Genomic DNA, 23,873 nt, shown 5'->3' with positions numbered 1-23,873 from the left:
CAGAGTGTCACACCGAGTGAAAGGCCTGTTCCGCCGCACCCAGTGCGCGTTCGCGATCCGAAGCCACCAATCCGATTCTCGTCCTGCGATCAAGGACGTCGTCGACGTCGAGTGCGCCTTCATGCGATACCGCGAAATCGAACTCGGCGCCGCAGATCTCCAAGTCCGCAACCGATCGGAGTCGATCGCTGCTCGCCGCGGCCACGACCTCGGCCTCTGTGCCGTATCGCGCCACCAACGACGCCGGTGCCTTGATCTTTTTCAATTCCATCGGTGATGCAGCGCCTACCAGCGGCAACGCGCGTGTCCGACACGCCCCGGCGCTCAGCGATCCGACCTCGACCGCGGCGTCGACGGCGTCTTCGGCCATCTTGCGGTACGTCGTGAGTTTTCCGCCCACCACCGTGACCAAGCCCGAGTCCGAACGGACTACAGCGTGATTGCGCGAGAGGTCGGCCGTCGAGCCTTCACCGGTGTCCAGCAGCGGACGCAGACCCGCGAAGGTCCCCAAGACGTCCTCACGGGTCAGCGGAACTTCCAACGCCGTGTTCACGGTGTCGAGCAGGAAGTCGATCTCGTCCTCGGACGCCGTCGGTACGTCGGGCACCGGTCCCGGCGCTGCTTCGTCGGTCAACCCGAGGTAGATCCGGCCGAGCTGCGCGGGCAGCGCGAAGACGAAACGGTTGGTCTCGCCGGGAATCGGCACGGTCAGTGCTGCCGTGGGGTTCCCCAATCGCGCTGCATCGAGCACCAGGTGCGTCCCGCGGCTGGGGCGCAGGGTGATGCTGGAGTCGACCTGATCAGCCCAGACACCGGTCGCATTGACCACGACGCGGGCACGCATCAAGAACTCGGACCCGGTCAACTCGTCGCGCAAGGTGGCCGACGTTCCGGATACGTCGTATGCACCGACGCGGGTCAGGATTCGCGCGCCGTGGGACGCTGCGGTTCGGGCGATGCCGACGACGAGGCGGGCGTCGTCGATGAGCTGCCCGTCGAACGCGGTCAAGGCGCCTCGTAGGTTCTCCTGCTTGACCGCGGGAGCCAATTCGCGCGCCCGCGCAGCGCTGACCGTCCGTGATCTGGGTAAAACCGAAGCCGGGGTTCGCGCCGACATGCGCAGAGCGTCACCGGCCAGGAAACCGGTACGCACCAGGGCCTTCCCGAAGAACGACGTTTCGGGCAACAGCGGTACGAGTTGAGGCATGGCGCGAACGAGGTGCGGCGCGGTGCGCGTCATGAGAATGCCGCGCTCGACCGCACTTTCACGCGCTATACCGACATTGCCGGAAGCCAGGTACCGAAGGCCGCCGTGTGCCAGTTTCGAACTCCAGCGGCTGGTGCCGAACGCGAGGTCGTGCTTTTCGACCAGCGCAACACTGAGCCCACGAGTCACGGCGTCGAGAGCGACACCGACACCGGTGATTCCGCCGCCGATGACCAGGACGTCAACCGAATCGCCGTTCGCCAACTGCTCGAGTTCACGAGTACGCCGCTGTGCATTGAGAGCTGAATCGCCGCCTGCTGAATCACTGCCTGCTGAATCTCGAGGGTCCACAGCTATTCTCCCGAATTCTTTGCAGGTGCCAGATACGCAGCGACCGCATGTCTGAGTTGCTCGACCGACGCGTCGGCGGAAAGTTCCGGCTCGAGAGTCGGTGCGGAGATGACGACGGACTGAGCCATCAGTAGAACCATCGCCGCAATCTCGTTGACGCTTCCCTCGCGAATCGAACCGTCTTGTTGACCGGCAGCGACGACGGAAGTGATCAGTTCGAGAATCGACTTCTGGCTCGCGCCGAGTCGGTCCACGATGTAGGTGGTGAGCAACTCTTGATCAGCGTGCCGAATCTTCACGAAGAGCGGATGGTCGCGAATCTGGCCGACGACGTCCCCGATCGCTTCCACGAGCAATGTGGCCGCAGACCCGGTGAAGGTCACCTCGGGCAGCACCGATCGAATCTCCCGAGTGAGCAGATCCGCGACGACGGCTCGCGTGTCCGGCCATCGCCGGTAGACGGTCGGCCGGCTCACGCCGGCGCGACGCGAGATCTCCGCCAGTGTGGTTCGCTGCATTCCGAAATCGAGGACACACGACCTTGCTGCGTCGAGAATCACGTCGTCGATCTCGCGGCTGGGGATGCGCTGACCGTCTGCCTTGCGAGGGACAATTGGGCCATCTGCGTTACGGATTACCATCGTGTGTAACACAATACCGGACAAGTCACCGGTAATCCCGTCGGGACTTGCGAGTTCTCTCGCTCAGAGATCATCAGAAATAGTACAACTCGAAACCAACTGCGCGCTCGGCGTCGAATCCAGGCTTCGGTCCGCTGACCATGTCGATCTGTGCGCGCGCCTGTTCCCGGATCGGCGTGGAACTCAACGCCGCCAGATATCGCGCATGTTCCGCGAGTGAATCCACGGCGCGATCGACCGTCGACGTCACGTCGACGCAGTGTGTAGGAGTCATCGTGTTGACCGCAACCCACCGAACGCCGGACCACGGCGCCAGTCCCTGCGCCGTCAATGACGGAAAGATCCATTCGTTCGCCGCATCAGCGGTCGCGTCCAGGACGCTGATCCCGAGCGCTCGGTGATCCGCGCTGTTGAGGTAGCCAGGCCCCCAGGTATGGGAGAAGTTCATCGTCACCACCAATTCCGGGCGGTGACGACGAATTGCTGCGGCGAGAGTCGAGCGCAACTCCAAGCCTTCCACGAGACGACCATCGGGCAGGCCCAGGAACTCCACCTCACTGACACCGACGATCGAGGCCGAGCGACGCTCTTCTTCCTCGCGGACCGGGCCGGACTCCTCGGGCGACAGACCGGCGATTCCGGCCTCGCCGCGCGTGGCCAGGACATATCGCACGTCTTTGCCGCGATCGGTCCACTGCGCCACTGCTGCGGCTGCGCCGTATTCGATGTCATCGGGATGCGCCACGATGACAATCGCGCGCTGCCAGTCCTCGGGGAAGTTTTCCATAGGGCAGATCTTGCCCGTCAGAACCGCGAAGCGGGCGAATTGTCGTCACTTCCCGACATCGCCTTCACCAGGAAATAGATTCCGAAGCCGACGGCGCCGACCACCAGAACCCAGAAAAGCCCCTTGATCAGGGCACCGACCACCGCGAGTGCGACCCACACCAGTACGACGGCCAAAACGATCTTCCAAAACATGCTTACCTCCAACGTGCCGTTGAATAATCAGTCGAATCGGACAGGTGCTGCGTCGTCCGTAGAACCAGCCTGACAGGTCTGGCGTGACAAAGCAGCAGCTCAGCGGCAAGTTCAGGTAAAGATCAGGGTTCACCCCGAGACCGGCCCTCACGCAGGTCAGGTGTCCAACCCATCGGAGCTTGCTCCTGGCGTAAACTCGCGAAGTTCGATCCCGTATGACGAAGGAGCACGTCCGCAGTGTCTACGACCCGTTTCCCCGCTCGCGATCTCGCGCATGTAGCCGTCTTCGCCGCACTCATCATCGCGCTGGGCCTACCCGGGTCGATCAACATCGGCATTTCCGGCGTGCCGATCACACTTCAGTCCATGGGCGTCATGATGGCCGGCGCTCTACTCGGACCGCGCAAGGGTGTTCTCGCCGTCCTGACGGTCATTGCCCTGGGATTGGTCGGTCTACCGGTCCTTGCCGGCGGTCGCACCGCACTCGTGTCTCTCTCGAGCCCGACAGCCGGATTCCTCATCGGTTGGATCCCGACGGCGTTTGTCATCGGATGGCTGACCGCCAAGATGCTGCCCAAGTACCGGATCATCGCGGGCATCGGCATCAACCTTCTCGGCGGCGTGGTCATTCTCTACGCGTTCGGCATCGTCGGAATGATGGTCCGCGGACACATGAGCTTCGTTGCCGCATGGTCGGCCAACGCCGCCTTCATTCCTCTCGACGCCGCAAAAGCGGTCGTCACCGCGTTGGTCGCGTCCCAGGTTCATCGGGCATACCCGGCACTACTGCGCGACTCGGTGATCTCGTCGAACAAGACCGTGGTGGCGAATTAATCTCCGATGAGTGAGATCGTCTTCGAGAACGTCGGACACAGCTTCGGTGAACGAACGGTCCTGCAGCAGATAAATCTGCGACTGAGCGAGCAGCGAATCGGAATCGTGGGTGCGAACGGAAGCGGAAAGTCGACCCTCGCTCGCATGATCAACGGACTGGTCGTTCCGACGGAAGGACACGTCCACGTCAACGGCTTGGACACGGCGAAGAAGGGCCGCGACGTACGCAAGCAGGTCGGATTCGTCTTCACCGATCCCAACCACCAGATCGTGATGCCGACGGTTGCAGAAGACATCGAATTCTCGCTCCGCCGTAGCGGATTGGGCAAAGCCGAGCGCGCCGCAAAGGTGGCCTCGGTGCTCGAACGCTACGGCCTCGCCGGGCACGCCGACCATCCCACCCACCAGCTTTCGGGCGGGCAGAAACAGCTCCTCGCGCTCGCGGCCATCATGGTGACGGAACCGAACGTACTCGTCGCCGACGAACCCACCACGCTCCTCGACCTTCGCAACTCTCGGCTGATCAGCTCGGTATTCGCGTCACTCGATCAGCAACTGATCGTCGTGACCCACCAACTCGATCTCCTCGAATCCTTCGAACGGGTGTTGGTCGTCGACCAAGGCCGCGTCGTCGCTGACGGCTCCCCCGCCGACTCCATCGATCACTACCGGTCGTTGGTCTCGTGACCACTCTCGGCGTCTACCGACCGGGCTGCTCACTCCTGCACCGGATGCCGACGGGAATCAAGCTCTTCGCCTTGGTCGTGGCCATTCTCGCCGTCTCGATCTTCGTGCGTGAGCCGTGGCAACTGGCAGCTCCCACGATCGTAGTTGTGGCCCTGTACGCGATTGCGCGCATTCCTCCGATGACTGCAATCCGGCAGCTGCGTCCGGCGCTGTGGATGTTGCTCTTCATCGGGGCGTTCCAGCTGGTAGTCGCGGGATGGCAGCGAGCGGCCGTCGTTTGCGGGGTTCTGATCATTTCGATCGCCTTCGCGGCGATCATGGGTCTGACCACACGGATCTCCGAGATGCTCGACGCGATCACCAGATTTCTGACACCCTTGCGACGCTTCGGCGTCAATCCCGAACGGATCGCCTTGCTCCTCGCAATGACGATCCGGTGTATCCCGCTGATGTTCGAGGTCATCACACAGGTGTCCGAGGCACGCAAGGCGCGAGGGCTCGGATTCTCGCTGCGATCCTTCGCAGTGCCGGTCATCGTCGGCACCCTGATGACCGCGGACGCAATGGGCGAAGCATTGGCGGCCCGCGGCGCCGACGACTGAGATGTCGAACAGTGTGCATCGATCAGGCGCGAGAGCCGATCAGTTGTACTTGCGGGTGATGTCGTCCACCTCGCCGATGGCGTCGGCAAGCGCCGAGAGCCGCTCGGCGGCCGCGTGCAGCGCCGAAAGCTCTCGGTTGAATCCCACGAGCGCCGACGGGCTGTGAGGCGCTGTCAGAGCAGCTGCCGAAGTCACCAGATCCTCGTACTGATCCAACCCCGACTGCAACTCACGGACTGCGCCGTCGATGGTGGGATCAAGAGGTTCGGTTACCTTCGGCGTCGCGGCCACAGCGCGTTCCATCGCGACGACATCCGAAGACACCGCGAACATCGCTCTCAGTGCCGAATCGGCGGTAACAGTGATTTCGTCCAACTCACCGGGGTCGATGGTGTCGGCGCGTCTGAGCACACTCAAGATCTCGAACAGCGAAGTCTCGGCGCCTATGAGGCGCGACATCGGGATGAACGCGCGAGACGACGACGGTGGCAACCGCCTGCGAATCGGCGCGGACGGCGGTGGGCCGGAACTCATCGAACGGTAGCGGCCGACCGCGATCACGGCGGGAACCGCGAACAGTGCCGCTCCCCCGCCTGCCACGACCACCGACCACTCGGGAGCCGACGCGACGGCGAGGCCGGCCGTGCCGACCACGGATCCGCCGGACATGAAACCCCAACGCTGAGCGCGTCGGCGCGCACGGGCACGCTTGCGCTCGAACTTGGCCCGCGGGTCCTGCCACCGCCGAGCGGCATCCGCCGCCGAAAGCCCAACCTCGCGCAATGTATCCGCGGTGCGTCCCAAAGCTCCGAAAGCGCCGGATACGGAAACGGGAACGGCCGACCGGGGCTCACGCCCAGATCGACCGTCTCGTGAAGAAAACATCAGAGCATCACTGCCGACATCGAGGATTCGGCTACTGCCCGGTCTGACCGGCAGCCGGGGGCTGCTTTTCGACGGACGGAGTCGCGGGAGTGGCTGCTGCGCCGCCGGACGGCAGCGCCTCGCCCTTCATGGATGCACGAATCTGCTCGAGGCGACTGTGCCCAGCCATCTGGACCGAGGCCTGCTGGACCTCCATCATGCGGCCCTGAACGGAGTTCTGGGCGAGCTCGGCAGAGCCGAGTGCGTCAGCGTAGCGACGTTCGATCTTGTCGCGCACAGCATCGAGGCTGGGTGTGTTGCCCGGAGCCGACAGCGTGCTGTCCATGGAACGAAGGGACTCGCTCACGCGCTCCTGCATCTTGGCCTGCTCGAGCTGGCTGAGCAGCTTGGTGCGCTCGGCAACCTTTGCCTGCAGAGTCATCGCGTTCTGCTCGACGGCCTTCTTGGCCTGAGCGGCTGCCTGCAAGGACTGGTCGTGCAGTGCCTTCAGATCCTCGACGCCCTGCTCGGCCGTCACCAACTGGGCCGCAAAAGCTTCTGCAGCGTTGGTGTACTGAATTGCCTTGTCGTTGTCGCCGGCAGCAGCGGCCTGATCGGCGAGGTTGACTGCCTGGCGCGCGTTGGCGTTGAGCTTTTCGACCTCGTCGAGTTGACGGCTGAGCTTCATCTCGAGTTGACGCTGATTACCGATCACCGACGCAGCCTGCTGGGACAACGCCTGATGCTGGCGCTGTGCGTCCTCGATCGCCTGCTGAATCTGAACCTTTGGATCTGCCTTCTCATCGATCTTCGAATTGAAGAGCGCCATCAGGTACTTCCAGCCCTTGACGAAAGGATTAGCCATTGGTTTGATCCTGCCTCCATCTGATGCGCCGCGCCGAACGCGACCCGGAGCGCGACCGTCGCGCACCGAAACAAGGGCTGCGCCCTATCTGCTCTGACCCCACCTGCTGGAAACCGGCGGTTACGTACAAAATCTATCGGTTACGGCCGGTAGTGGCTACGCCGCCGCCAACCTTCGAGCGTTCGGTGCCGGAATCACGACGCGGGTGTCGCGTGCGATAGTCGGCGAACCGGAAGCCGAGACAGAGCCGGAAGCCGACACGGCAGGTTCGGCAACCTGCCGACCAGCTACCGGAGCGCTCTTCTTCGTGGCCAGGGTCTCGCTCACGTCGACCAGCACGTCGGACAGTGGGACTGCGAGCGCATCACAGATCGCCGCCAACAATTCGCTCGATGCTTCCTTGCGTCCACGTTCCACTTCGGACAGATAGCCCAAGCTCACACGCGCGCTGTTCGACACCTCACGTAGCGTGCGGCTCTGCGAAACGCGCGTACGCCGGAGACTGTCACCGATTGCCTCACGCAATAGCAGCGCCATCTCGCTCCTCCTTCATCCGTGACCTCATCGTGCATGGTCGTACGTCTTCACAATCGTCAACGTCCGAACACATCCGATTGGTTCCCGAGCCTATCGTGCCGCACGCTCTACGACACGATCACGCAACCGCGACACGGCAGTCGCGACCGCGGTTGTCCGAATCTCCCACCGTTCGCCGCCGAGCGCGAGCGGTTCGCATTCGGTTCCGTCAGGGCCGGCGATACCGAGAAACACTGTTCCGACCGGGTGTCCGTCCTGCTCACTCGGACCGGCGACTCCGGTCAGACCGATACCCCAGTCCGCACCGCACTTCGTCCGGGCACCGAGCGCCAATGCCACCGCCGTGCTCTCGGACACGGGGCCGTCCGTTGCCAGGCGGCTTGGATCCACACCAGCCAGCGTTGCTTTCAGGTCGGTCGCGTACACGACCAGGCCCCCGCGCAGCACCGCGCTCGACCCCGGCACCGACGCGACTGCAGCCGTGAACAACCCTGCTGTCAGAGATTCGGCGGCGGCGACAGTCTGCTTCGCGGCGCCGAGGGCCTCGACAAGTTCGACCACTCCGAGTCCGAGCAGCGGGTCGGTCATGACTCGACTGCGCGAACTCCGGCGCGAAGCCTGATCGCCTGCACGATGTATTCGATTCCCGTCGCCACCGTCAGCACGACGGCAGCAGCCATCAGCAGCCCGCTGACGATGTCCCAACTGCTCGGCAGCGGGCAGAGGTAGAACCCGATCGCAACGGCCTGCACGAGGGTCTTGAGCTTGCCGCCCTTGCCCGCCGGGATGACCGCGTGCCGCAGAACCGCGAACCGCAGCAGCGTGATTCCGAGTTCCCTGGCGATGATCACTCCGGTCACCCACCACGACAGATCACCGAGAACCGAGAGCCCGATCAGCGCGGCTCCGATCAGCGCCTTGTCCGCGATCGGGTCCATGAGTTTCCCGAAATCGGTGACCAGACCGTACTTCCGAGCCAATTGGCCGTCGATCCGATCCGTGATCGCGGCGACGATGAACACGCCCATCGCCCCGAGACGCCACCACGTCGAGTGTCCGCCGTCGACGAACAGAACAACGAGAAACACCGGAACGAGAACCATCCGGACCATCGTGAGAATGTTCGCGATGTTCAGCAACGGAACCGGGTTGTCCGCGACAGGTGTGCCGTCGGACGGGCCGACGGCGGCGCGATGGGCGTCGGTCTGATCGCGCGGGGTACTCATCGGATCACCGCAGAGGCGGTGAGCCGAACCCGGGATACAGCCGAGCGGCGCGGGAATTGCGTGGGGCGGACAGGCACGCGACTTAGAATATCGGTAGGGCCATTGACTAATGTGCACCACATGACTTCGACCGCGCCGACCTATACCGAGAGCCAGTTGATCGTGCGTCGCGCGCGAACGTCGGACATCCCCGAAATCAAGCGTCTGATCGACATCTACGCCGGCAAGATCCTCCTCGAGAAGAATCTCGTGACGCTGTACGAGGCAGTCCAGGAGTTCTGGGTCGCCGAGCGGGGCGACCAGGTAATCGCTTGCGGCGCACTGCATGTGCTGTGGGCGGACCTGGGTGAGATCCGCACCGTCGCAGTCGATCCGACTGCGAAAGGGCAGGGCGCAGGTTTCCACGTCGTCGACAAACTCATCGAGGTCGCCAAGGAATTGGAGTTGGAACGGTTGTTCGTTTTGACGTTCGAGACCGAGTTCTTCCACCGTCACGGATTCGCGGAGATCGACGGCACTCCCGTCACCGCCGAGGTCTATGCGGAAATGTGTCGGTCCTACGACGCCGGCGTCGCCGAGTTCCTCGATCTGAGCTATGTGAAACCCAACACACTCGGCAATACTCGCATGCTCCTGACTCTCTGAACCGTTCAGACTCTTCAAAGACACCTGTCTCGATCACCAGCCTCCGAAAGCGGTTCACGATGTCGTTGTTCCTCGTCGAATACACCTACGCACCCGAGAAGACCCCTCAGCGCGACGAAGTCCGCAGCGATCACCGCGCCTGGCTCGCGGATCTGGTTTCCCGCTCGATCGTTCTGTCATCTGGCCCGTTTGCAGATGGAAACGGCGCGCTGATCATCGTCGACGCCGCTGACGCCGACACCGTTTCACTCCTCTTCACCCACGATCCGTTCGCGATCGCCGATTTGATCGAGAAGGTCCGGATCACCGAGTGGGTTCCGGTGTTGGGTCAGTTCAGCGCCTGAGAGCGTCGGCCTACTCCCCGGCCCGGTCGCGAGTCTTCAACAGGCTCGCGACCGTCGTCACCGCCAATACTCCGATGATCACTCCGAGTGAGAGTGCCGTGGAGATTTCCGGCACGGAGACGTGTTCACCTCCGTTGACGAACGAGAGGGTGTTCTCGTGCAACGCGTGAAGTACCAGCTTCACACCGATGAACGCCAAGATTATCGAGAGCCCGTACGAGAGATAGACCAGCCGTTCGAGCAACCCGCCGATCAGGAAGTACAGCTGCCGTAGGCCCATCAGCGCGAAGGCGTTGGCGGTGAACACCAGATACGGTTCCTGAGTCAGACCGTAGATCGCCGGAATCGAATCGAGCGCGAAGAGCACGTCGGCAAAGCCGATTGCGATGAGCGCCAACAACAACGGAGTCACGACGCGCTTGCCGTCGATCCGGGTGATCAGTTTGTCGCCGTCGTATTCCTCGGTAGTCGGCAGCACCCGTTTCACGAGCGAGATGATGCGACTGTCGCGCTTCTCCTCGGCTTCCTTCTCATGCCCGTGATCGCGGATCAGGGTGTACGCGGTGTAGATCAGGAACGCACCGAAGAGGTAGAACACCCAGCTGTATGCGTTGATGGCGGCGGCACCGACACCGATGAAGATTCCGCGCATCACCAACGCGAGGACGATGCCGATCAGCAACACCTTCTGCTGGAACTCTCGTGGTACCGCGAAGGTCGACATGATGATCACGAAGACGAACAGATTGTCGACCGAGAGCGCCTTTTCCGTGACATAGCCGGCGAAGTACTCACCGCCGTACGTGGTGCCCCAGATCCACATCACGACGAGGCCGAAGACGATGGCGATCGAGATGTAGACCGTCGACCAGAACGCGGACTCCCGGAAGGTCGGCGCATGCGGCGTGCGGACGTGGGCGAAGAAGTCGAAGACGAACAGGCCGAGGATCACCACGATCGTGATTCCCCAAGCCAACGGCGTCACATGCACGGGTTCCTCCGGTCGTCTGTCGACGGCTTGTCCGCCGAGGTGTCCCTACTCGTCTGCGGGTGCCTCATCCGGGTCGCCGCCGCGAATCGACCACAGCAGACCGTCGAGTTCCTCAGGCTTCATGAGTACCTCGCGGGCCTTCGAGCCCTCGCTGGGTCCGACGACGCCACGATTTTCCATGAGGTCCATCAGTCGGCCGGCCTTGGCGAACCCGACTCGCAGCTTGCGCTGAAGCATCGATGTCGAACCGAACTGGCTGGTGATCACCAATTCCACGGCCTGCAAGAGGACATCCATGTCGTCGCCGATGTCGGGGTCGACGTCTTTCTTCTCCCCGGCCTTCTGCGCGGTGACACCTTCGGTGTACTCGGGCTCCGCCTGGTTCTTCGCGAAGTCGACGACCGCCGAGATTTCTTCGTCGGTGATGAACGCGCCCTGCATACGGGTCGGCTTACCCGCACCCATGGGCAGGAAGAGGCCGTCACCCATACCGATGAGCTTCTCGGCGCCTGGCTGATCGAGGATGACTCGCGAGTCCGTCAGTGAAGACGTCGCGAACGCCAGACGAGACGGCACGTTGGTCTTGATCAGGCCGGTGACGACGTCGACGGAGGGGCGCTGCGTTGCCAGCACCAGGTGGATACCGGCAGCACGGGCTTTCTGCGTGATGCGGACAATCGCTTCTTCGACGTCGCGGGGAGCGGTCATCATGAGGTCGGCCAACTCGTCCACGATTGCCAGGATGTACGGGTACGGACGGTAGACGCGCTCGCTGCCCAGCGGGGCGGTGATTTCGCCGGACTTGACCTTGGAGTTGAAGTCGTCGATATGACGCACCCGGTTGGCCTGCATGTCCTGGTAACGCTGTTCCATCTCCTCGACCAACCAGGCCAGCGCTGCCGCGGCCTTCTTCGGCTGAGTGATGATCGGCGTGATCAGGTGCGGGATGCCTTCGTACGGCGTGAGCTCGACCATCTTCGGGTCGATGAGGATCATCCGTACTTCTTCCGGCGTTGCTCGGGTGAGCAACGAGACGAGCATCGAGTTCACGAAGCTCGACTTACCCGAGCCGGTCGAACCTGCCACCAGAAGGTGGGGCATCTTCGCGAGGTTGGCACTGACGAAGTCACCTTCGATGTCCTTGCCCAGACCGATCACCAGTGGGTGGTGATCGCGTCGCGTGCTCGGCGCGTTCAGCACGTCGGCGAGGCGAACCATTTCGCGGTCGGAGTTCGGTACCTCGATGCCCACGGCGGACTTACCCGGAATGGGAGCCAGGAGACGGACGTTGTCGGTAGCCACTGCATAGGCGATGTTGCGGGCGAGCGCGGTGATCTTCTCGACCTTCACGCCTGGGCCGAGTTCGACCTCGTACCGCGTCACTGTCGGGCCTCGGGTGAATCCGGTAACGGCGGCGTCGATCTTGAACTGTTCGAGGACCTCGCTGATCGCTTCGATCATCGCGTCGTTCGCAGAACTGCGGAGCTTGGGCGGGTCCCCTTCGATCAGCAACGTCGTCGGAGGGAGGTTGTAGTCGCCGTCGGTGACCCGATCGGTGACGAAGTGTTCCTTCTCCTCCGGCTCCGGTTCGGGTTTCGGCACAGGCTTGGCGATAGGGACGGAACGGGCCGGCACCTTGGGGCGCGGCGCCGGAGTCTCCACGACGGGCGCGGCAGCAGCCACGACGGGCTCGTCGGGTACTGCGGTGTCGTCGGCGTTCCACAGACCGAGTACTTCGGTCTTCTTGTCGCCGGATTCGAACTCGTCCGTCGGGTAGTTGTCGATCGGTGCGCGTCGGCTGGTCCGCTTGGCGGGCTTGAGCGGTGGCTCGGCGTAGGTGTCGACCGGGTAGCCGTCGGCGTCGAACAGTGAAGGATCGTAAGCAGATTCGCCGTAGTGGTGCTCGCCGTCCTCGTCGAATTCGGATCCGTAGTCGCCGTATTCGTCCGAGCGATACGAGGCACCGAAGAAGGACTGGAACTTGCTCGGCACCTCACGCAGCGTGGTTCCGGTCAGAAGGAGGATTCCGAATCCGGCGGCGATGACCAACAGCGGCGCAGACAGCCAGACGGTGAGCCCGTTGGTGAGCGGGCCGCCCACGACGTACCCGACGAACCCTGCTCCGTTGGAGCGACCGGTCGAGTCTGTCGGTGAACCCGAGATGATGTGCCAGAGGCCGAGCGCCGGCAGACCGACCAGCAACGATCCCATGATCAGTCGGGGGCGGATCTCAGGTTTCGGTTCTGTGCGCATCAACAGGATCGCGAGGCCGACGCCGACGATGGGGAGCACGGCCGAAGCCGCGCCGAAGATAGCGCGCACAAGGGTGTCGATGCCGCCGCCGATCGGACCACCGGCTTTGAACCAGACGCCGCCGGCGATGACGACGCTGAATGCGATCAGGCCGAGCGCTATTCCGTCGCGGCGGTGGCCGGCTTCGATCTCGCCGACCTTACTGACGGTGCGTGTGGTGGCGCCGACGCCGCGGGCAGCCAGGGACCACCCGGCTCCTATTCCCTTGCCGACAGCCGCCAACGGGCTGGCCCGCTGAGACGTTTTCGATACCGGGCGGCGCGCGGATGACGACGTACCGGAGGCCTTCTTGGGCGCTGGCTTGGAGCCTTTGCCCGAGGCCGGGCGCCCACCAGCCCTGGCCGAAGTCGTGACGTTCCGAGGAGTCGACACGGTCCGTGTGGTGCGGGAGGTGCGAGGTTTTGCGGTCGTGCGCGCACTCGGAGTGGAGGCTGACGACCTGGTCGATGCCCTGGACGTGGACGTGCTTGTACTGGATCCCCGGGCGCTCGACTTACCTGCCATGGAGTTCAGGCTAGTCTGTGCGACCCCATCTGGACCATCCGCAACACCAGCAACACTGGTCGCGAGTGCGAAACGTGATCTTCGCAACCCGTCGTTCGAGCGCCACTCAGGTTGAAAAAGGCAATCAGAAACTGCGATCGAGCGCCATCACGGATTGGACGTCGGCCAGTTCACCTTTGGCTTCGATCTTCACTTCGTTGCGACCGAAAGCGTGCAGCAGCAACTCGGCGGGTTCGCCCTGCAAGACAACACTGCGAGAGCCGGATTTATGGACGACCGCACTCTCGCCGGAGGGAAGTTCGAAAATTACCTCGACAGCGGCCTTGCGGTAGCCCATCTTGCCGATCTGGCGTGCGTACTTCCACAGCTGAGCCTGCCGACCCTCCGACAACGGACGCGGCGCCCAGTTCAGATGTGCGCGGCGTACGTCTTCGTGGTGAACGAACATCTCGGTGGTGTTGACCTGCGCGTCGAGCCAGTACATCGGCGACCATCGCGGCGGCCCGCTCCGAACGTCGTCGAGGATCTCCTCCCACGGACGCGCCGCTGCGGCCTTTCGCACGCTCTCGGTGTGACCGGCAAGAGGGCTCAACATGATTCCGGGAGCGGCGTCGAGACGCCGCTCCCGGACAATCAGATGTGCTGCCAGGTCACGATTGGTCCACTCCCCACACAGTGTCGGAGCATCGGGGCCGAACTCGACCATGCTGTCCACCAGGGCGAGTCGTTCGTCATGAGCGAAGGTCACCTTCGCCAAAGTACTCGAACCGGACCGGGTTCGAGCGGAAGCGACCTGCTGTGCCGAATCTACGGAACCGCGATGACCGTCGGAATGATCATCGGACGGCGGCGGTACTTGTCCGCGACCCAGCGTCCGACGACGCGGCGCACGGACTGCGCGATGCGATGAGCGTCGATGACGCCTTCGCTCGCCAACCGGGCCAGGTCCGATTCCACGAGATCCGCGGCGGCCTTGAGTGCCGTCGGATCGTCGGAGAAGCCGCGACCGGAGACCTCGGGAGTGCTGACTGCGCGTCCTGTCGACTCGTTGATGACGATGGTGATGGCGATGAAGCCACCTTCACCGAGTACGAGGCGATCGGAGAGCGTCGGCTCGCCGACGTCGCCGACTGAAAGACCGTCGACGTAGACGTGTCCGACCGGTACGCGTCCGACGATCTCGGCGAGGCCGTCGACCATGTCGACCACGACGCCGTCCTCGGCCAGCACGATGCGCTCTTCCGGAACGCCGGTGGCCTTGGCAAGGGCGGCGTTGGCACGCAGGTGCCGCCATTCACCGTGGACGGGCATGGCGTTGGTGGGCCGAACCGCGTTGTACAGGTAGAGCAGCTCACCGGCGGACGCGTGGCCCGAGACGTGAACCTTGGCGCTCTGCTGAGTCACGACGGTGGCACCGCGCTTGGCCAAGCCGTTGACCACGGCGAAAACGGAGTTCTCGTTGCCCGGGATCAGGGAGGACGCGAGAACGACCAAGTCGTTGGCCCGGATGTTGATTTGGCGGTGTTCGCCGCGTGCCATCCGCGAGAGCGCTGCCAACGGCTCACCCTGCGAACCCGTCGAAATGAGCACCAGGCGATCGTCGGGAAGGGTGGCGGCGGTGTCGATGTCGACGACCAGTCCGTCTGGCACCGTGAGGTAGCCGAGATCCTGGGCGATCTGCATGTTGCGGACCATCGAGCGGCCGACGAAGACGATGCGACGGTTGTACCGAGCGGCAACGTCGACGACCTGCTGGATGCGGTGCACGTGGCTGGCGAACGATGCCACGATGACGCGCTGCTTCGCCTTGCCGATGACGTTGTCGAGTACTCCCCCGATTTCACGCTCGGGCGTGACGAATCCCGGGACCTCGGCGTTGGTCGAGTCCACGAGGAACAGGTCGACACCCTCGTCGCCCAGGCGGGAGAAACCGGCGAGGTCGGTCAGGCGGCCGTCGAGAGGCAGCTGATCGAGCTTGATGTCACCGGTGTGCAGTACAACTCCGGCGTCGGTGCGAATCGCGATCGCGAGCGCGTCGGGAATCGAGTGGTTGACGGCGAAGTACTCGCAGTCGAACGGGCCGTGAGTGGTCGTGTTTCCTTCGACGACCTCGACGAGGTTCGGTCGCAGGCGATGCTCGCGGCACTTGGCGGCAACGAGGGCGAGAGTGAACTTCGCGCCGATGACCGGAATGTCCGCGCGCAGGCGCAGCAAGAACGGCAGAGCACCGATGTGGTCCTCGTGGCCGTGAGTCAAGATGACGGCTTCGACGTCGTCCATACGGTCTTCGATGTAGCGGAAGTCCGGGAGGATCAGGTCGACGCCGGGCTGCTGGTCCTCGGGGAACAGCACACCGCAGTCGACGATCAGCAACTTGCCGCGGTGCTCGAACACCGTCATGTTGCGACCGATTTCGCCGATGCCACCGAGAGCGACGATGCGCAGACCCGATGCCGGCGCCTTCGGGGGTGTTCCGAGGCGACCGGTGGGATCGACGGCCGGACGGTTCTCGGGGCGCTTGTTTCCGCGCCCGTTGCCCGCCTTCGACGCTGCCGGACGGTTGCCGCCGGCAGATTTGCGCGGCGACCTGTCTTCGGTCGATTTCTTGGGTGCAGCAGATTTGGTGGCGGCGGACTTGGTGGCTGCAGATTTGGCTGCTGCGGCCTTCTTGGGCGGGGCGGCTGCGGCGGGGGCCGCTTCTGCCGCCGGCGCAGCTGGTGCCTCTACCGGTGCGGCCTTCGCGGCCGTCTCGGGAGCCGGAGGCGAAGGCGGACCGGCTTGACGACTGGCACTACGACGTCGGGGGGGACGGGTCATTTACAAAACTCCTGCCGCATGCAGATCGGCGGCAAGACCGTCGATCTGCTCTTTAGTGGGTGCAACCTGCGGAAGGCGTGGTTCTCCGACATCGATTCCGATGAGTCGCAGACCCGCCTTCGAAGCGCTGACACCGCCGAGGCGGGCAACGGAACGAATCACAGGGATCAAACTGAGGTTTATCTCGCGTGCGCGGGCGATGTCGCCGGACACGAACGCGGTGTGGAGGTCGCGGAGGCGACCCGGAACGAGATGGCCGATGACGCTGACGAAGCCGGTAGCACCGACAGCGAGCCACGGCAGGTTCAGCGGGTCGTCACCGGAGAAGAACTGAAGCTCGGTGGTGCCGATCAACTCTGCGCCGGCGTTGAGGTCACCCTTGGCATCCTTGACGGCCTTGATCCGCGGGTGCTCGGCGAGTCGTCGGATCGTTTCGGTCTCGATGGGGACGACGGAGCGGGGCGGAATGTCGTACAACATGACGGGCAGGTCGGTCGCGTTGGCGACGGCGGTGAAGTGTGCAAAGAGTCCGGCCTGGGGCGGACGCGAGTAGTACGGGGTGACGACGAGCAGACCGTGCGCTCCGGCGCGAGCCGCGTCACGGGCGAGTTCGACACTGTGGGCGGTGTCGTTGCTCCCGGCGCCTGCAACGATCTTCGCGCGGTTGCCGACGGCGTCGATCACTGCGCGGAGCAGGTCGAGCTTCTCGGACTCGGTGGTGGTGGGAGACTCACCGGTCGTGCCGGCAAGAACGAGGCCGTCGCAGCCGTTGTCGACGAGATGGGCTGCGAGGCGCACTCCCGCGTCGACGTCCAACTTCCCGTCGGCAGTGAACGGGGTCACCATCGCAACGGAAATGGTGCCGAACGGACGCTCGACAAGAGAAGCGGAATCACCGTAGGTCATGGTCAGAAGGTTACCCGGTTCAGCTCTTACTTCTGCACACGAGTCACGACTCGGCCGCAAATGCACTGACGGCGATTTCCGATCCGTCGCTTCCGCGGAGAATCTCGTAGTCCCCGAACACATTTGGGGCGACGTCACGAAGCTGACGTAGGCACTCGATCGCGACTCGCCGGATCTCGACGTCGGCATGTTCGGTGGCGCGCATCTCGACGAAGTGCCGCCAGGCCCGATAGTTCCCGGTCACGACCAAGCGTGTCTCGGTTGCGTTGGGCAGCACCGAGCGCGCAGCTTGCCTGGCTTGCTTGCCACGCATCGGGGCACCGGGCACTGATTGCAATTTCCCCTCGAGGGCGGTCAGCAGTTCGCCGTAAGCGCGACGGCTCTCGTCGGTGGCAGACAGAAACAGTGATTCGAGCTCGGGATCACCTTCGACCGCGGGAGGCACGACGACGTTCGCATCATTCTCGCGAACGAATCGCTGCGAGAGTTGCGAGTACGAGAAGTGCCGGTGACGAATCAATTCGTGAGTGCACGAGCGCGAGATACCAGTGATGTAGAAGCTCACCGTCGCGTGCTCTAGCACCGAAACGTGTCCGACCTCGAGCAGATGTCTGAGGTAGCCGGCGTTGGTTGCGGTTCGCGGATTCGGCTTGGACCAACTCTGGTAGCAGGCTCGGCCGGAGAACTCGACGAGCGCTTCGCCGCCATCCGCGTCCGTCTCCCACGGAATGTCCTCGGGCGGGAAGAACTCGGACTTCGCCACCAACTGCACTTTCAGCGACACCGTGTTCGGCACAACCCACTCCTCGACAAGCACGAAACGACCAGCACGAAACCCGGGCGCCGTTCGCCTCAGGTGCTGGGCAACTCTATAGCGGTCGACCACCCCCGAGATCGAGTGACGTCATCACATCCTTGACTGACGTCACTTTTGACGTCACGCTGGTGTCATGGACATTTCGGAGTACACCGCGAAGCTGCAGAATGACCTCGTCACCGCAGCCGAACTCGGCGACGATCACACGCGCCGGATTGCGGCGTCATTGTCCGCCGCCATCGAACCCTCGGTCCGCCTGGTCTTGTTGGCCGCGGCGACGGAGTTGGCCAAGGAGATCGGGACCAAACTCGACGGCCGCGAGGTCAGGGTCAATCTCGACGGCAACGAGATCGTGACCGACGTCGTCCGCCCGACGAATTCGACCGGCGGCGAGGGCGGAAACGAGAAGGCAGACGACGAGAAGAAGGACTCCACTTACTCGTTCGACGACGTCAGCGGCGATATCAGCCGAGTGACGTTGAGGATGATGGAGCAGATCAAAGCCCGCGCCGAGGAGGCAGCCAATCAGAACGGAGTCTCCCTCAACTCGTGGGTTTCACAAGCCGTTCAGGGCGCATTGCGGGACCAGATGCGCAAGAACGGCATGGACTAGTTCGACGCCACCCTGATCGCCGATGATCTAATTGCGCAACTGCAGTAATCACGAACCGTTGCCGCAAGGCGAGAAGGAGCACGTTCATGGCCGTTTCGGGCGTCAAGGAATTCGAGATCAAGGCTGATCCGGAAACGGTGATGAAGGCCGTAGCTGCAGTCGATCGGCTGCCGGAGTGGTCGTCTGCGCACAAGAAGATCACCATCGAGAGCACCCACGACGACGGTCGCCCCCATCGCGTTCGCATGGCCGTGTCCATTCTGGGAATCAACGACGAGCAGGTAGTCGACTACACCTTCGAGGGCGACGACAAGGTGACCTGGACACTCGTCGAGAGCGGCCAGCAGAACCAGCAGGACGGCTCGTACGTCTTGACTCCCACCGACGGTGGAACCAAGGTCACCTTCGAACTGACCATCGATCCCAAGATCCCGCTGCCGGGCTTCCTGGTGAAGAAGGCGCAGAAGACGGCCCTGGAAACTGCAAGCAAGGGCCTGACGAAGTTCGTCGAAAACTTCTGAGCGCACACGCAATTCAGGCGGCCCTTACTTCGGCGTTCATCGCCGGGTAGGGGCCGTTTGCCGTGAAGCCCAGCTGCGATTTCTCGGAAGTTCTTGCCGATGTTGAACATTCGCCGGTAGCCGGGGACCGCCCAGAGTAACGTCGGCCGCGTGTCCGCCGAGACCGCAGAGCCCAACTCCATGGCACCCGTGCGCATCCTCGTCTACAGCGACGACGCACACACCCGCGAGCAAGTTCGGCTCGCTCTCGGAGAGCGCCCACATCCTTCGATGCCCACCATCGACTACGTCGAGGTCGCGACCGCGCCGATCGTCGTCGACAAGCTCGATGCCGGCGGAATCGATCTCGCCATCCTCGACGGCGAGGCGAGTCCGGCGGGCGGCATGGGCGTCGCGAAACAACTCAAGGACGAGATCGTCGACTGTCCGCCGATCCTCGTACTGACCGGTCGACCCGACGATGCGTGGCTGGCGTCGTGGTCGCGAGCGGAAGCCTCAGTGCCGCAGCCGATAGATCCGATGGAACTCTCTTCCACCGTCATCGCGCTTCTGCGTCGGCAACTGAGCCGGTGAGCACCCGTTGCAGCGGTGATTCGTTGCGGCGCCGACTACTTCGGACTTTCGAGAGCGAAACTCGGCACCTCGAAAATCAACCCAATGTCGGAGGCCTCCCCTAGTGTGGGTGTCGCAGGTCACATAAGTGTCGAATTGCTGGCAGTATCGAAATCGAACGGCACCTTCGGGTTAACGGCACCTTCGGGCTAGGCGGACATCCGCACAGCGGAGAGGAGTTCGGGTGAGATGAACGCTTACATCCCCATTCTCGTTCTCGGGGTCATCGCGATGGCCTTCGCTGTGGTGTCGGTTGTTCTCGCGTCCGTGGTCGGCCCGAAGCGGTACAACAGGGCGAAACTCGAAGCCTACGAATGCGGAATCGAACCGGCACCCCGTACCGCTGGTGGCGGACGGTTTCCCGTCAAGTTCTATCTGACGGCAATGCTGTTCATCATCTTCGACATCGAGATCGTTTTCCTCTATCCGTGGGCGGTGCATTTCGATTCGCTCGGCTTGTTCGGCCTCGCGGCGATGGGCCTTTTCATAGTCAACGTCTCGGTGGCATACGCATACGAATGGCGACGAGGCGGTCTCGGTTGGGACTAGCGCAGCGAACACAGGAACAGCACACACGAGTCAGACAAAACCGGTCACACCGCAGCTGTTACGACTGAAAAGAGTCGGATATGGGTCTCGAAGAAAAGCTCCCCAGCGGATTTCTACTGACCACGGTCGAGGGCCTGGCAGGTTATGCCCGCAAAGGATCACTGTGGCCTGCCACCTTCGGGCTCGCGTGCTGCGCCATCGAGATGATGGCAACCACGTCGGGTCGCTTCGACCTTGCGCGGTTCGGCATGGAGGCATTCCGCGCGTCGCCGCGGCAGGCAGACCTTCTGATCGTGGCCGGGCGGGTCAGTCAAAAGATGGGCCCGGTACTTCGTCAGGTCTACGACCAGATGGCCGAGCCGAAATGGGTTCTGGCCATGGGTGTATGCGCGTCGTCCGGCGGAATGTTCAACAACTACGCAGTGGTTCAGGGCGTCGACCACATCGTGCCGGTCGACATCTACTTGCCCGGTTGTCCGCCGCGGCCGGAGATGCTCCTGAACGCGATCATCGAACTGCACCGAAAGATCCAGGAAATGCCCCTCGGCGTGAACCGCGAAGAGGCACGCGCGGCAGCCGAGCGCGCCGCACTGGCATCCACCCCCACCATCGACATGAAGGGGCTGCTGCGATGACCTCGGGTAACACCGGCGCGAGAGGGATGTTCGGGGTCCGCGGCACTGGCGACACCTCGGGCTACAGCAGGCTTGCCCCTCCGATCTCTCTAGAGGACAAGGCTTCTCGACCCTTCGGCGGTTATTTCGATGCAGTCGCGGATTCGTTGGACGCGGCATTGAGCAGCGCGGGTGGCACTTTCACCGCTGCAGTCGAGCGTGTGGTGATCTTTCGAGACGAGATGACGCTGCACGTCGAACGCTCCCACTTGCCGCAGGTTGCGCGAAGACTGCGCGACGAACCGGACCTTCGCTTCGAGCTCTGCCTGGGTGTCGACGGAGTGCACTACCCGCAGGACACCGGTCGTGAACTGCACGCCGTGTATCCACTTGCCTCTATTACGCACAACCGCCGAATCAGGCTGGAAGTATCTGTGCCGGATTCCGATCCGCATATTCCGTCGATCGTCGGGATCTACCCGACCAATGACTGGCATGAACGCGAGACGTACGACTTCTTCGGGATCGTCTTCGACGGTCATCCGGCCCTGACCCGCATCGAGATGCCCGACGACTGGAAAGGCCACCCCCAGCGGAAGGACTATCCGCTCGGCGGTATCCCGGTCGAGTACAAGGGCGCCCAGACTCCGCCTCCCGACGAGCGTAGGTCGTACAACTGATGAACGAGACGACAGGAAACAACTCCGGTGCCACGACGGAAACCGTCGTCACGGCATCGGGACAGGACTGGGACGACATCGTCACCGCGGCCGCCCGCCAGCGAACCGGCGAGGCGGAACGGATCGTGGTCAACATGGGCCCGCAGCATCCGTCCACTCACGGGGTCTTGCGCCTCATTCTCGAGATCGAGGGTGAGACAGTCGTGGAAGCTCGATGTGGAATCGGCTACCTGCACACCGGAATCGAGAAGAATCTCGAATTCCGGAACTGGACGCAAGGCGTCACTTTCGTTACTCGAATGGACTACCTGTCACCGTTCTTCAACGAAACCGCGTACTGCCTCGGGGTCGAGAAACTTCTCGACATCACCGACGACATTCCTGAGCGAGCCACCGTCATTCGCGTGATGATGATGGAACTCAATCGGATCTCCTCACATCTCGTGGCCCTGGCGACCGGCGGAATGGAACTCGGCGCCGTAACGGCGATGCTGTTCGGATTCCGCGAACGCGAATTGATTCTGGACGTGTTCGAGACGATCACCGGACTGCGGATGAATCACGCCTACATCAGGCCTGGTGGTCTCGCTCAGGATCTACCCGACGGGTCGGTCGCGAAGGTTCGGGAATTGCTGAAGGTCCTACCGAAACGGTTACGTGACGTCGAACTGATGCTCAGCGACAACTCCATCTGGAAAGCACGTACCCAGGGAATCGGATATCTCGATCTCACCGGCTGTATGGCGCTCGGGGTGACGGGTCCGGTCCTTCGCGCCACAGGTCTCCCCCACGATCAGCGTCGAGCGCAGCCGTACTGCGGCTACGAGAACTACGAGTTCGACGTAGTGACACACGACGGATCCGATTGCTACGGAAGGTACGTCATCCGCGTCGAGGAGATGAAGGAGTCCCTCAAGATCGTGGAGCAGTGCCTCGACAAGCTGCAACCGGGCCCGGTCATGGTGGACGACAAGAAGATCGCCTGGCCTGCCGATCTCGCTGTCGGACCGGATGGCCTCGGCAACTCGCAGAAGCACATCGCCAAGATCATGGAGTCCTCCATGGAAGGTCTGATTCACCATTTCAAACTGGTCACCGAGGGTATCCGCGTGCCGCCAGGTCAGGTGTACGTCGCCGTCGAGTCTCCGCGTGGCGAACTGGGGGTGCACATGGTCAGCGACGGGGGAACCCGCCCGTACCGCGTCCATTTCCGGGACCCGTCGTTCACCAACCTTCAAGCGGTCGCCGCGATGTGTGAGGGAGGCATGGTGTCCGACGTGATCGCTTCGGTTGCCAGTATCGATCCCGTCATGGGCGGAGTGGACCGATGACCGGCCCCAACGGCTCGTCACGCGTGTTCATCGAACTCGGGCCGCGCCCGGAGGAGCCCACGCAATTGGTACGCCCTGGCGCACGATCGAGCTATCCACCCGACGTACTCGCCCGACTCGACGCCGACGCCGAAACCGTCATCGCTCGTTACCGTGAGCCTGACGCCGCCGCGACCACCAGCCGATCCGCCCTCTTGCCGCTCCTTCATCTCGTGCAATCCGAGGACGGGTACATCACCCCGGCCGGGATCGATTTCTGCAGTGCCAAGCTGGGATTGACGGGCGCCGAGGTCGCCGCAGTTTCCACCTTCTACTCCATGTATCGCCGGGGGCCGACGGGTGAGTATCTGGTCGGAGTCTGCACCAACACGCTGTGCGCGATCATGGGCGGCGACGACATCCTCGCGGCACTCGAAGAGCACCTGGGCTCGACAGGCTCCAGAGACGAAGGTGGACACTCCATCTCGACGTCCGACGGTAAGATCACCCTCGAACACATCGAGTGCAATGCGGCGTGCGACTACGCCCCCGTCATGATGATCAACTGGGAGTTCTTCGACAATCAGACCCCGGAATCGGCGCGCTCACTCGTCGATGCGCTCCGCGCCGGAGAGCGCGTGACACCCGATCGCGGTGCCACGCTGTGCTCGTTCCGGCAGACTGCGCGCACTCTGGCTGGTTTTCCGGATACGCGAATCGAGGCAGCCGAAGCGCAGACCGTCGGCGATGCAACTCTTGCCGGACTACGTATCAGCCGATCTCTCGACGACAACCCACCCGGCTCGGCCTCCGCGGCCGACGCTCCCGGCGAAGGGAAGTGA

Annotated in this window: 28 protein-coding genes; 13 read left to right on the top strand and 15 right to left on the bottom strand. The window is 63.1% G+C overall.

Features of this window, described 5'->3' with window-relative positions; genetic code table 11:
- Positions 1-7: 7 nt before the first annotated feature.
- The 4 genes from B0E55_RS22850 to B0E55_RS31940 form a co-directional block, all read right to left on the bottom strand.
- On the bottom strand, positions 8-1,558 hold the full coding sequence (locus B0E55_RS22850) for a glycerol-3-phosphate dehydrogenase/oxidase (RefSeq protein WP_080910518.1): 1,551 nt from the start codon (positions 1,556-1,558) through the stop codon (positions 8-10).
- Positions 1,559-1,560: 2 nt separating this feature from the next.
- Positions 1,561-2,199: a TetR/AcrR family transcriptional regulator gene (locus tag B0E55_RS22845; RefSeq protein ID WP_019748192.1), complete on the bottom strand. Its 639-nt coding sequence runs from the start codon at positions 2,197-2,199 to the stop codon at positions 1,561-1,563.
- Positions 2,200-2,272: 73 nt separating this feature from the next.
- Entirely contained in the window at positions 2,273-2,986 is a 714-nt protein-coding gene (locus B0E55_RS22840) for a PIG-L deacetylase family protein (protein ID WP_080910517.1), read from the bottom strand.
- A gap of 17 nt (positions 2,987-3,003) precedes the next feature.
- The gene (locus tag B0E55_RS31940) at positions 3,004-3,192 is read right to left on the bottom strand and encodes a hypothetical protein (RefSeq protein ID WP_020907519.1); all 189 of its coding nucleotides are present in this window, start codon (positions 3,190-3,192) and stop codon (positions 3,004-3,006) included.
- Positions 3,193-3,417: 225 nt separating this feature from the next.
- On the opposite strand from B0E55_RS31940, the gene B0E55_RS22835 reads away from it, so the two are divergent.
- Genes B0E55_RS22835 through B0E55_RS22825 form a run of 3 tightly spaced genes read left to right on the top strand, consistent with a single transcriptional unit; the run spans position 3,418 to position 5,303 of the window.
- A complete protein-coding gene (locus B0E55_RS22835) occupies positions 3,418-4,014 on the top strand; it encodes a biotin transporter BioY (protein ID WP_019748189.1) in 597 nt (198 codons plus the stop codon).
- A 6-nt stretch (positions 4,015-4,020) separates the two neighbouring features.
- Positions 4,021-4,701, top strand: a complete 681-nt coding sequence (locus B0E55_RS22830; protein ID WP_021333596.1) for an energy-coupling factor ABC transporter ATP-binding protein — start codon at positions 4,021-4,023, stop codon at positions 4,699-4,701.
- Positions 4,698-5,303 carry an energy-coupling factor transporter transmembrane component T family protein gene (locus B0E55_RS22825; RefSeq protein ID WP_019748187.1) on the top strand — a complete coding sequence of 202 codons (606 nt, stop codon included), beginning with the start codon at positions 4,698-4,700 and terminating at the stop codon, positions 5,301-5,303. Before B0E55_RS22830 ends, B0E55_RS22825 begins: the two co-directional genes overlap by 4 nt.
- A gap of 39 nt (positions 5,304-5,342) precedes the next feature.
- Here the strand turns inward: B0E55_RS22825 and pspM are convergent, their stop codons facing one another.
- The 5 genes from pspM to pgsA all read right to left on the bottom strand — a co-directional run bounded on the left by pspM (position 5,343) and on the right by pgsA (position 8,795).
- Positions 5,343-6,188, bottom strand: a complete 846-nt coding sequence (gene pspM / locus B0E55_RS22820; protein WP_020907518.1) for a phage shock envelope stress response protein PspM — start codon at positions 6,186-6,188, stop codon at positions 5,343-5,345.
- Positions 6,189-6,219: 31 nt separating this feature from the next.
- On the bottom strand, positions 6,220-7,032 hold the full coding sequence (gene pspA / locus B0E55_RS22815) for a phage shock protein PspA (protein ID WP_003942098.1): 813 nt from the start codon (positions 7,030-7,032) through the stop codon (positions 6,220-6,222).
- A gap of 156 nt (positions 7,033-7,188) precedes the next feature.
- On the bottom strand, positions 7,189-7,569 hold the full coding sequence (locus tag B0E55_RS22810; protein WP_003942191.1) for a helix-turn-helix domain-containing protein: 381 nt from the start codon (positions 7,567-7,569) through the stop codon (positions 7,189-7,191).
- A gap of 90 nt (positions 7,570-7,659) precedes the next feature.
- Positions 7,660-8,157: a CinA family protein gene (locus B0E55_RS22805; protein WP_021333594.1), complete on the bottom strand. Its 498-nt coding sequence runs from the start codon at positions 8,155-8,157 to the stop codon at positions 7,660-7,662.
- Positions 8,154-8,795: a CDP-diacylglycerol--glycerol-3-phosphate 3-phosphatidyltransferase gene (gene pgsA / locus B0E55_RS22800; RefSeq protein WP_003942125.1), complete on the bottom strand. Its 642-nt coding sequence runs from the start codon at positions 8,793-8,795 to the stop codon at positions 8,154-8,156. Before pgsA ends, B0E55_RS22805 begins: the two co-directional genes overlap by 4 nt.
- A gap of 120 nt (positions 8,796-8,915) precedes the next feature.
- On the opposite strand from pgsA, the gene B0E55_RS22795 reads away from it, so the two are divergent.
- A complete protein-coding gene (locus B0E55_RS22795) occupies positions 8,916-9,440 on the top strand; it encodes an amino-acid N-acetyltransferase (RefSeq protein ID WP_019748183.1) in 525 nt (174 codons plus the stop codon).
- Between the two features lie 59 nt (positions 9,441-9,499).
- Positions 9,500-9,784, top strand: coding sequence for a YciI family protein (locus B0E55_RS22790; RefSeq protein ID WP_019748182.1), 285 nt, complete (start codon positions 9,500-9,502; stop codon positions 9,782-9,784).
- A 10-nt stretch (positions 9,785-9,794) separates the two neighbouring features.
- Here the strand turns inward: B0E55_RS22790 and B0E55_RS22785 are convergent, their stop codons facing one another.
- From B0E55_RS22785 to thyX, 6 genes are all read right to left on the bottom strand, one after another.
- Positions 9,795-10,775 carry a TerC family protein gene (locus B0E55_RS22785; RefSeq protein ID WP_019748181.1) on the bottom strand — a complete coding sequence of 327 codons (981 nt, stop codon included), beginning with the start codon at positions 10,773-10,775 and terminating at the stop codon, positions 9,795-9,797.
- A 45-nt stretch (positions 10,776-10,820) separates the two neighbouring features.
- Positions 10,821-13,592 carry a DNA translocase FtsK gene (locus B0E55_RS22780; protein WP_176748935.1) on the bottom strand — a complete coding sequence of 924 codons (2,772 nt, stop codon included), beginning with the start codon at positions 13,590-13,592 and terminating at the stop codon, positions 10,821-10,823.
- A gap of 124 nt (positions 13,593-13,716) precedes the next feature.
- The gene (locus B0E55_RS22770) at positions 13,717-14,340 is read right to left on the bottom strand and encodes a TIGR03085 family metal-binding protein (protein WP_003942175.1); all 624 of its coding nucleotides are present in this window, start codon (positions 14,338-14,340) and stop codon (positions 13,717-13,719) included.
- 59 nt (positions 14,341-14,399) lie between these two features.
- Positions 14,400-16,409: a ribonuclease J gene (locus tag B0E55_RS22765; protein WP_019748179.1), complete on the bottom strand. Its 2,010-nt coding sequence runs from the start codon at positions 16,407-16,409 to the stop codon at positions 14,400-14,402.
- The gene (gene dapA, locus B0E55_RS22760; RefSeq protein WP_003942142.1) at positions 16,410-17,315 is read right to left on the bottom strand and encodes a 4-hydroxy-tetrahydrodipicolinate synthase; all 906 of its coding nucleotides are present in this window, start codon (positions 17,313-17,315) and stop codon (positions 16,410-16,412) included. It abuts the gene before it with no gap.
- A 43-nt stretch (positions 17,316-17,358) separates the two neighbouring features.
- Positions 17,359-18,111 carry an FAD-dependent thymidylate synthase gene (gene thyX, locus B0E55_RS22755; RefSeq protein ID WP_029538044.1) on the bottom strand — a complete coding sequence of 251 codons (753 nt, stop codon included), beginning with the start codon at positions 18,109-18,111 and terminating at the stop codon, positions 17,359-17,361.
- Positions 18,112-18,265: 154 nt separating this feature from the next.
- Here thyX and B0E55_RS22750 point away from each other — a divergent pair, with 154 nt between their 5' ends.
- The 8 genes from B0E55_RS22750 to nuoE all read left to right on the top strand — a co-directional run bounded on the left by B0E55_RS22750 (position 18,266) and on the right by nuoE (position 23,873).
- Positions 18,266-18,745 (top strand): toxin-antitoxin system HicB family antitoxin, encoded by a 480-nt coding sequence (locus tag B0E55_RS22750; protein WP_019748177.1) that lies wholly within the window; start codon positions 18,266-18,268, stop codon positions 18,743-18,745.
- Positions 18,746-18,831: 86 nt separating this feature from the next.
- Complete coding sequence (locus B0E55_RS22745; RefSeq protein WP_020907512.1) at positions 18,832-19,266, top strand: SRPBCC family protein; 435 nt, start codon at positions 18,832-18,834, stop codon at positions 19,264-19,266.
- Positions 19,267-19,446: 180 nt separating this feature from the next.
- The gene (locus tag B0E55_RS22740; protein WP_044480360.1) at positions 19,447-19,839 is read left to right on the top strand and encodes an Rv3143 family two-component system response regulator; all 393 of its coding nucleotides are present in this window, start codon (positions 19,447-19,449) and stop codon (positions 19,837-19,839) included.
- A 228-nt stretch (positions 19,840-20,067) separates the two neighbouring features.
- A complete protein-coding gene (locus tag B0E55_RS22735; RefSeq protein WP_003942165.1) occupies positions 20,068-20,427 on the top strand; it encodes an NADH-quinone oxidoreductase subunit A in 360 nt (119 codons plus the stop codon).
- 80 nt (positions 20,428-20,507) lie between these two features.
- Positions 20,508-21,062 carry a NuoB/complex I 20 kDa subunit family protein gene (locus B0E55_RS22730; RefSeq protein WP_003942234.1) on the top strand — a complete coding sequence of 185 codons (555 nt, stop codon included), beginning with the start codon at positions 20,508-20,510 and terminating at the stop codon, positions 21,060-21,062.
- Positions 21,059-21,721 carry an NADH-quinone oxidoreductase subunit C gene (locus B0E55_RS22725; RefSeq protein ID WP_019748174.1) on the top strand — a complete coding sequence of 221 codons (663 nt, stop codon included), beginning with the start codon at positions 21,059-21,061 and terminating at the stop codon, positions 21,719-21,721. The genes B0E55_RS22730 and B0E55_RS22725 overlap by 4 nt, the downstream gene beginning before the upstream one ends.
- Positions 21,721-23,052: an NADH dehydrogenase (quinone) subunit D gene (nuoD, locus tag B0E55_RS22720; RefSeq protein ID WP_080910516.1), complete on the top strand. Its 1,332-nt coding sequence runs from the start codon at positions 21,721-21,723 to the stop codon at positions 23,050-23,052. The genes B0E55_RS22725 and nuoD overlap by 1 nt, the downstream gene beginning before the upstream one ends.
- Complete coding sequence (nuoE, locus tag B0E55_RS22715) at positions 23,049-23,873, top strand: NADH-quinone oxidoreductase subunit NuoE (protein WP_020969458.1); 825 nt, start codon at positions 23,049-23,051, stop codon at positions 23,871-23,873. Before nuoD ends, nuoE begins: the two co-directional genes overlap by 4 nt.

The organism is Rhodococcus sp. 66b (genome assembly GCF_002076325.1).
GTDB classification, from domain to species: domain Bacteria; phylum Actinomycetota; class Actinomycetes; order Mycobacteriales; family Mycobacteriaceae; genus Rhodococcus_F; species Rhodococcus_F erythropolis.
This window is presented reverse-complemented; position numbering and strand designations above follow the sequence as displayed.

Bases quoted from the DNA above. Each gene is read 5' to 3' on its own strand.
- B0E55_RS22805 (WP_021333594.1), bottom strand. From the start codon at position 8,157: ATGACCGACCCGCTGCTCGGACTCGGAGTGGTCGAACTTGTCGAGGCC.
- pgsA (WP_003942125.1), bottom strand. From the start codon at position 8,795: ATGAGTACCCCGCGCGATCAGACCGACGCCCATCGCGCCGCCGTCGGC.
- B0E55_RS22845 (WP_019748192.1), bottom strand. From the start codon at position 2,199: ATGGTAATCCGTAACGCAGATGGCCCAATTGTCCCTCGCAAGGCAGAC.
- B0E55_RS22830 (WP_021333596.1), top strand. From the start codon at position 4,021: ATGAGTGAGATCGTCTTCGAGAACGTCGGACACAGCTTCGGTGAACGA.
- dapA (WP_003942142.1), bottom strand. From the start codon at position 17,315: ATGACCTACGGTGATTCCGCTTCTCTTGTCGAGCGTCCGTTCGGCACC.
- B0E55_RS22725 (WP_019748174.1), top strand. From the start codon at position 21,059: ATGACCTCGGGTAACACCGGCGCGAGAGGGATGTTCGGGGTCCGCGGC.
- nuoD (WP_080910516.1), top strand. From the start codon at position 21,721: ATGAACGAGACGACAGGAAACAACTCCGGTGCCACGACGGAAACCGTC.
- B0E55_RS22765 (WP_019748179.1), bottom strand. From the start codon at position 16,409: ATGACCCGTCCCCCCCGACGTCGTAGTGCCAGTCGTCAAGCCGGTCCG.
- nuoE (WP_020969458.1), top strand. From the start codon at position 23,049: ATGACCGGCCCCAACGGCTCGTCACGCGTGTTCATCGAACTCGGGCCG.
- B0E55_RS22780 (WP_176748935.1), bottom strand. From the start codon at position 13,592: ATGGCAGGTAAGTCGAGCGCCCGGGGATCCAGTACAAGCACGTCCACG.
- B0E55_RS22795 (WP_019748183.1), top strand. From the start codon at position 8,916: ATGACTTCGACCGCGCCGACCTATACCGAGAGCCAGTTGATCGTGCGT.
- B0E55_RS22740 (WP_044480360.1), top strand. From the start codon at position 19,447: ATGGCACCCGTGCGCATCCTCGTCTACAGCGACGACGCACACACCCGC.
- B0E55_RS22810 (WP_003942191.1), bottom strand. From the start codon at position 7,569: ATGGCGCTGCTATTGCGTGAGGCAATCGGTGACAGTCTCCGGCGTACG.
- B0E55_RS22745 (WP_020907512.1), top strand. From the start codon at position 18,832: ATGGCCGTTTCGGGCGTCAAGGAATTCGAGATCAAGGCTGATCCGGAA.
- B0E55_RS22840 (WP_080910517.1), bottom strand. From the start codon at position 2,986: ATGGAAAACTTCCCCGAGGACTGGCAGCGCGCGATTGTCATCGTGGCG.
- pspA (WP_003942098.1), bottom strand. From the start codon at position 7,032: ATGGCTAATCCTTTCGTCAAGGGCTGGAAGTACCTGATGGCGCTCTTC.
- B0E55_RS22735 (WP_003942165.1), top strand. From the start codon at position 20,068: ATGAACGCTTACATCCCCATTCTCGTTCTCGGGGTCATCGCGATGGCC.
- B0E55_RS22790 (WP_019748182.1), top strand. From the start codon at position 9,500: ATGTCGTTGTTCCTCGTCGAATACACCTACGCACCCGAGAAGACCCCT.
- pspM (WP_020907518.1), bottom strand. From the start codon at position 6,188: ATGTTTTCTTCACGAGACGGTCGATCTGGGCGTGAGCCCCGGTCGGCC.
- B0E55_RS22730 (WP_003942234.1), top strand. From the start codon at position 20,508: ATGGGTCTCGAAGAAAAGCTCCCCAGCGGATTTCTACTGACCACGGTC.
- B0E55_RS22750 (WP_019748177.1), top strand. From the start codon at position 18,266: ATGGACATTTCGGAGTACACCGCGAAGCTGCAGAATGACCTCGTCACC.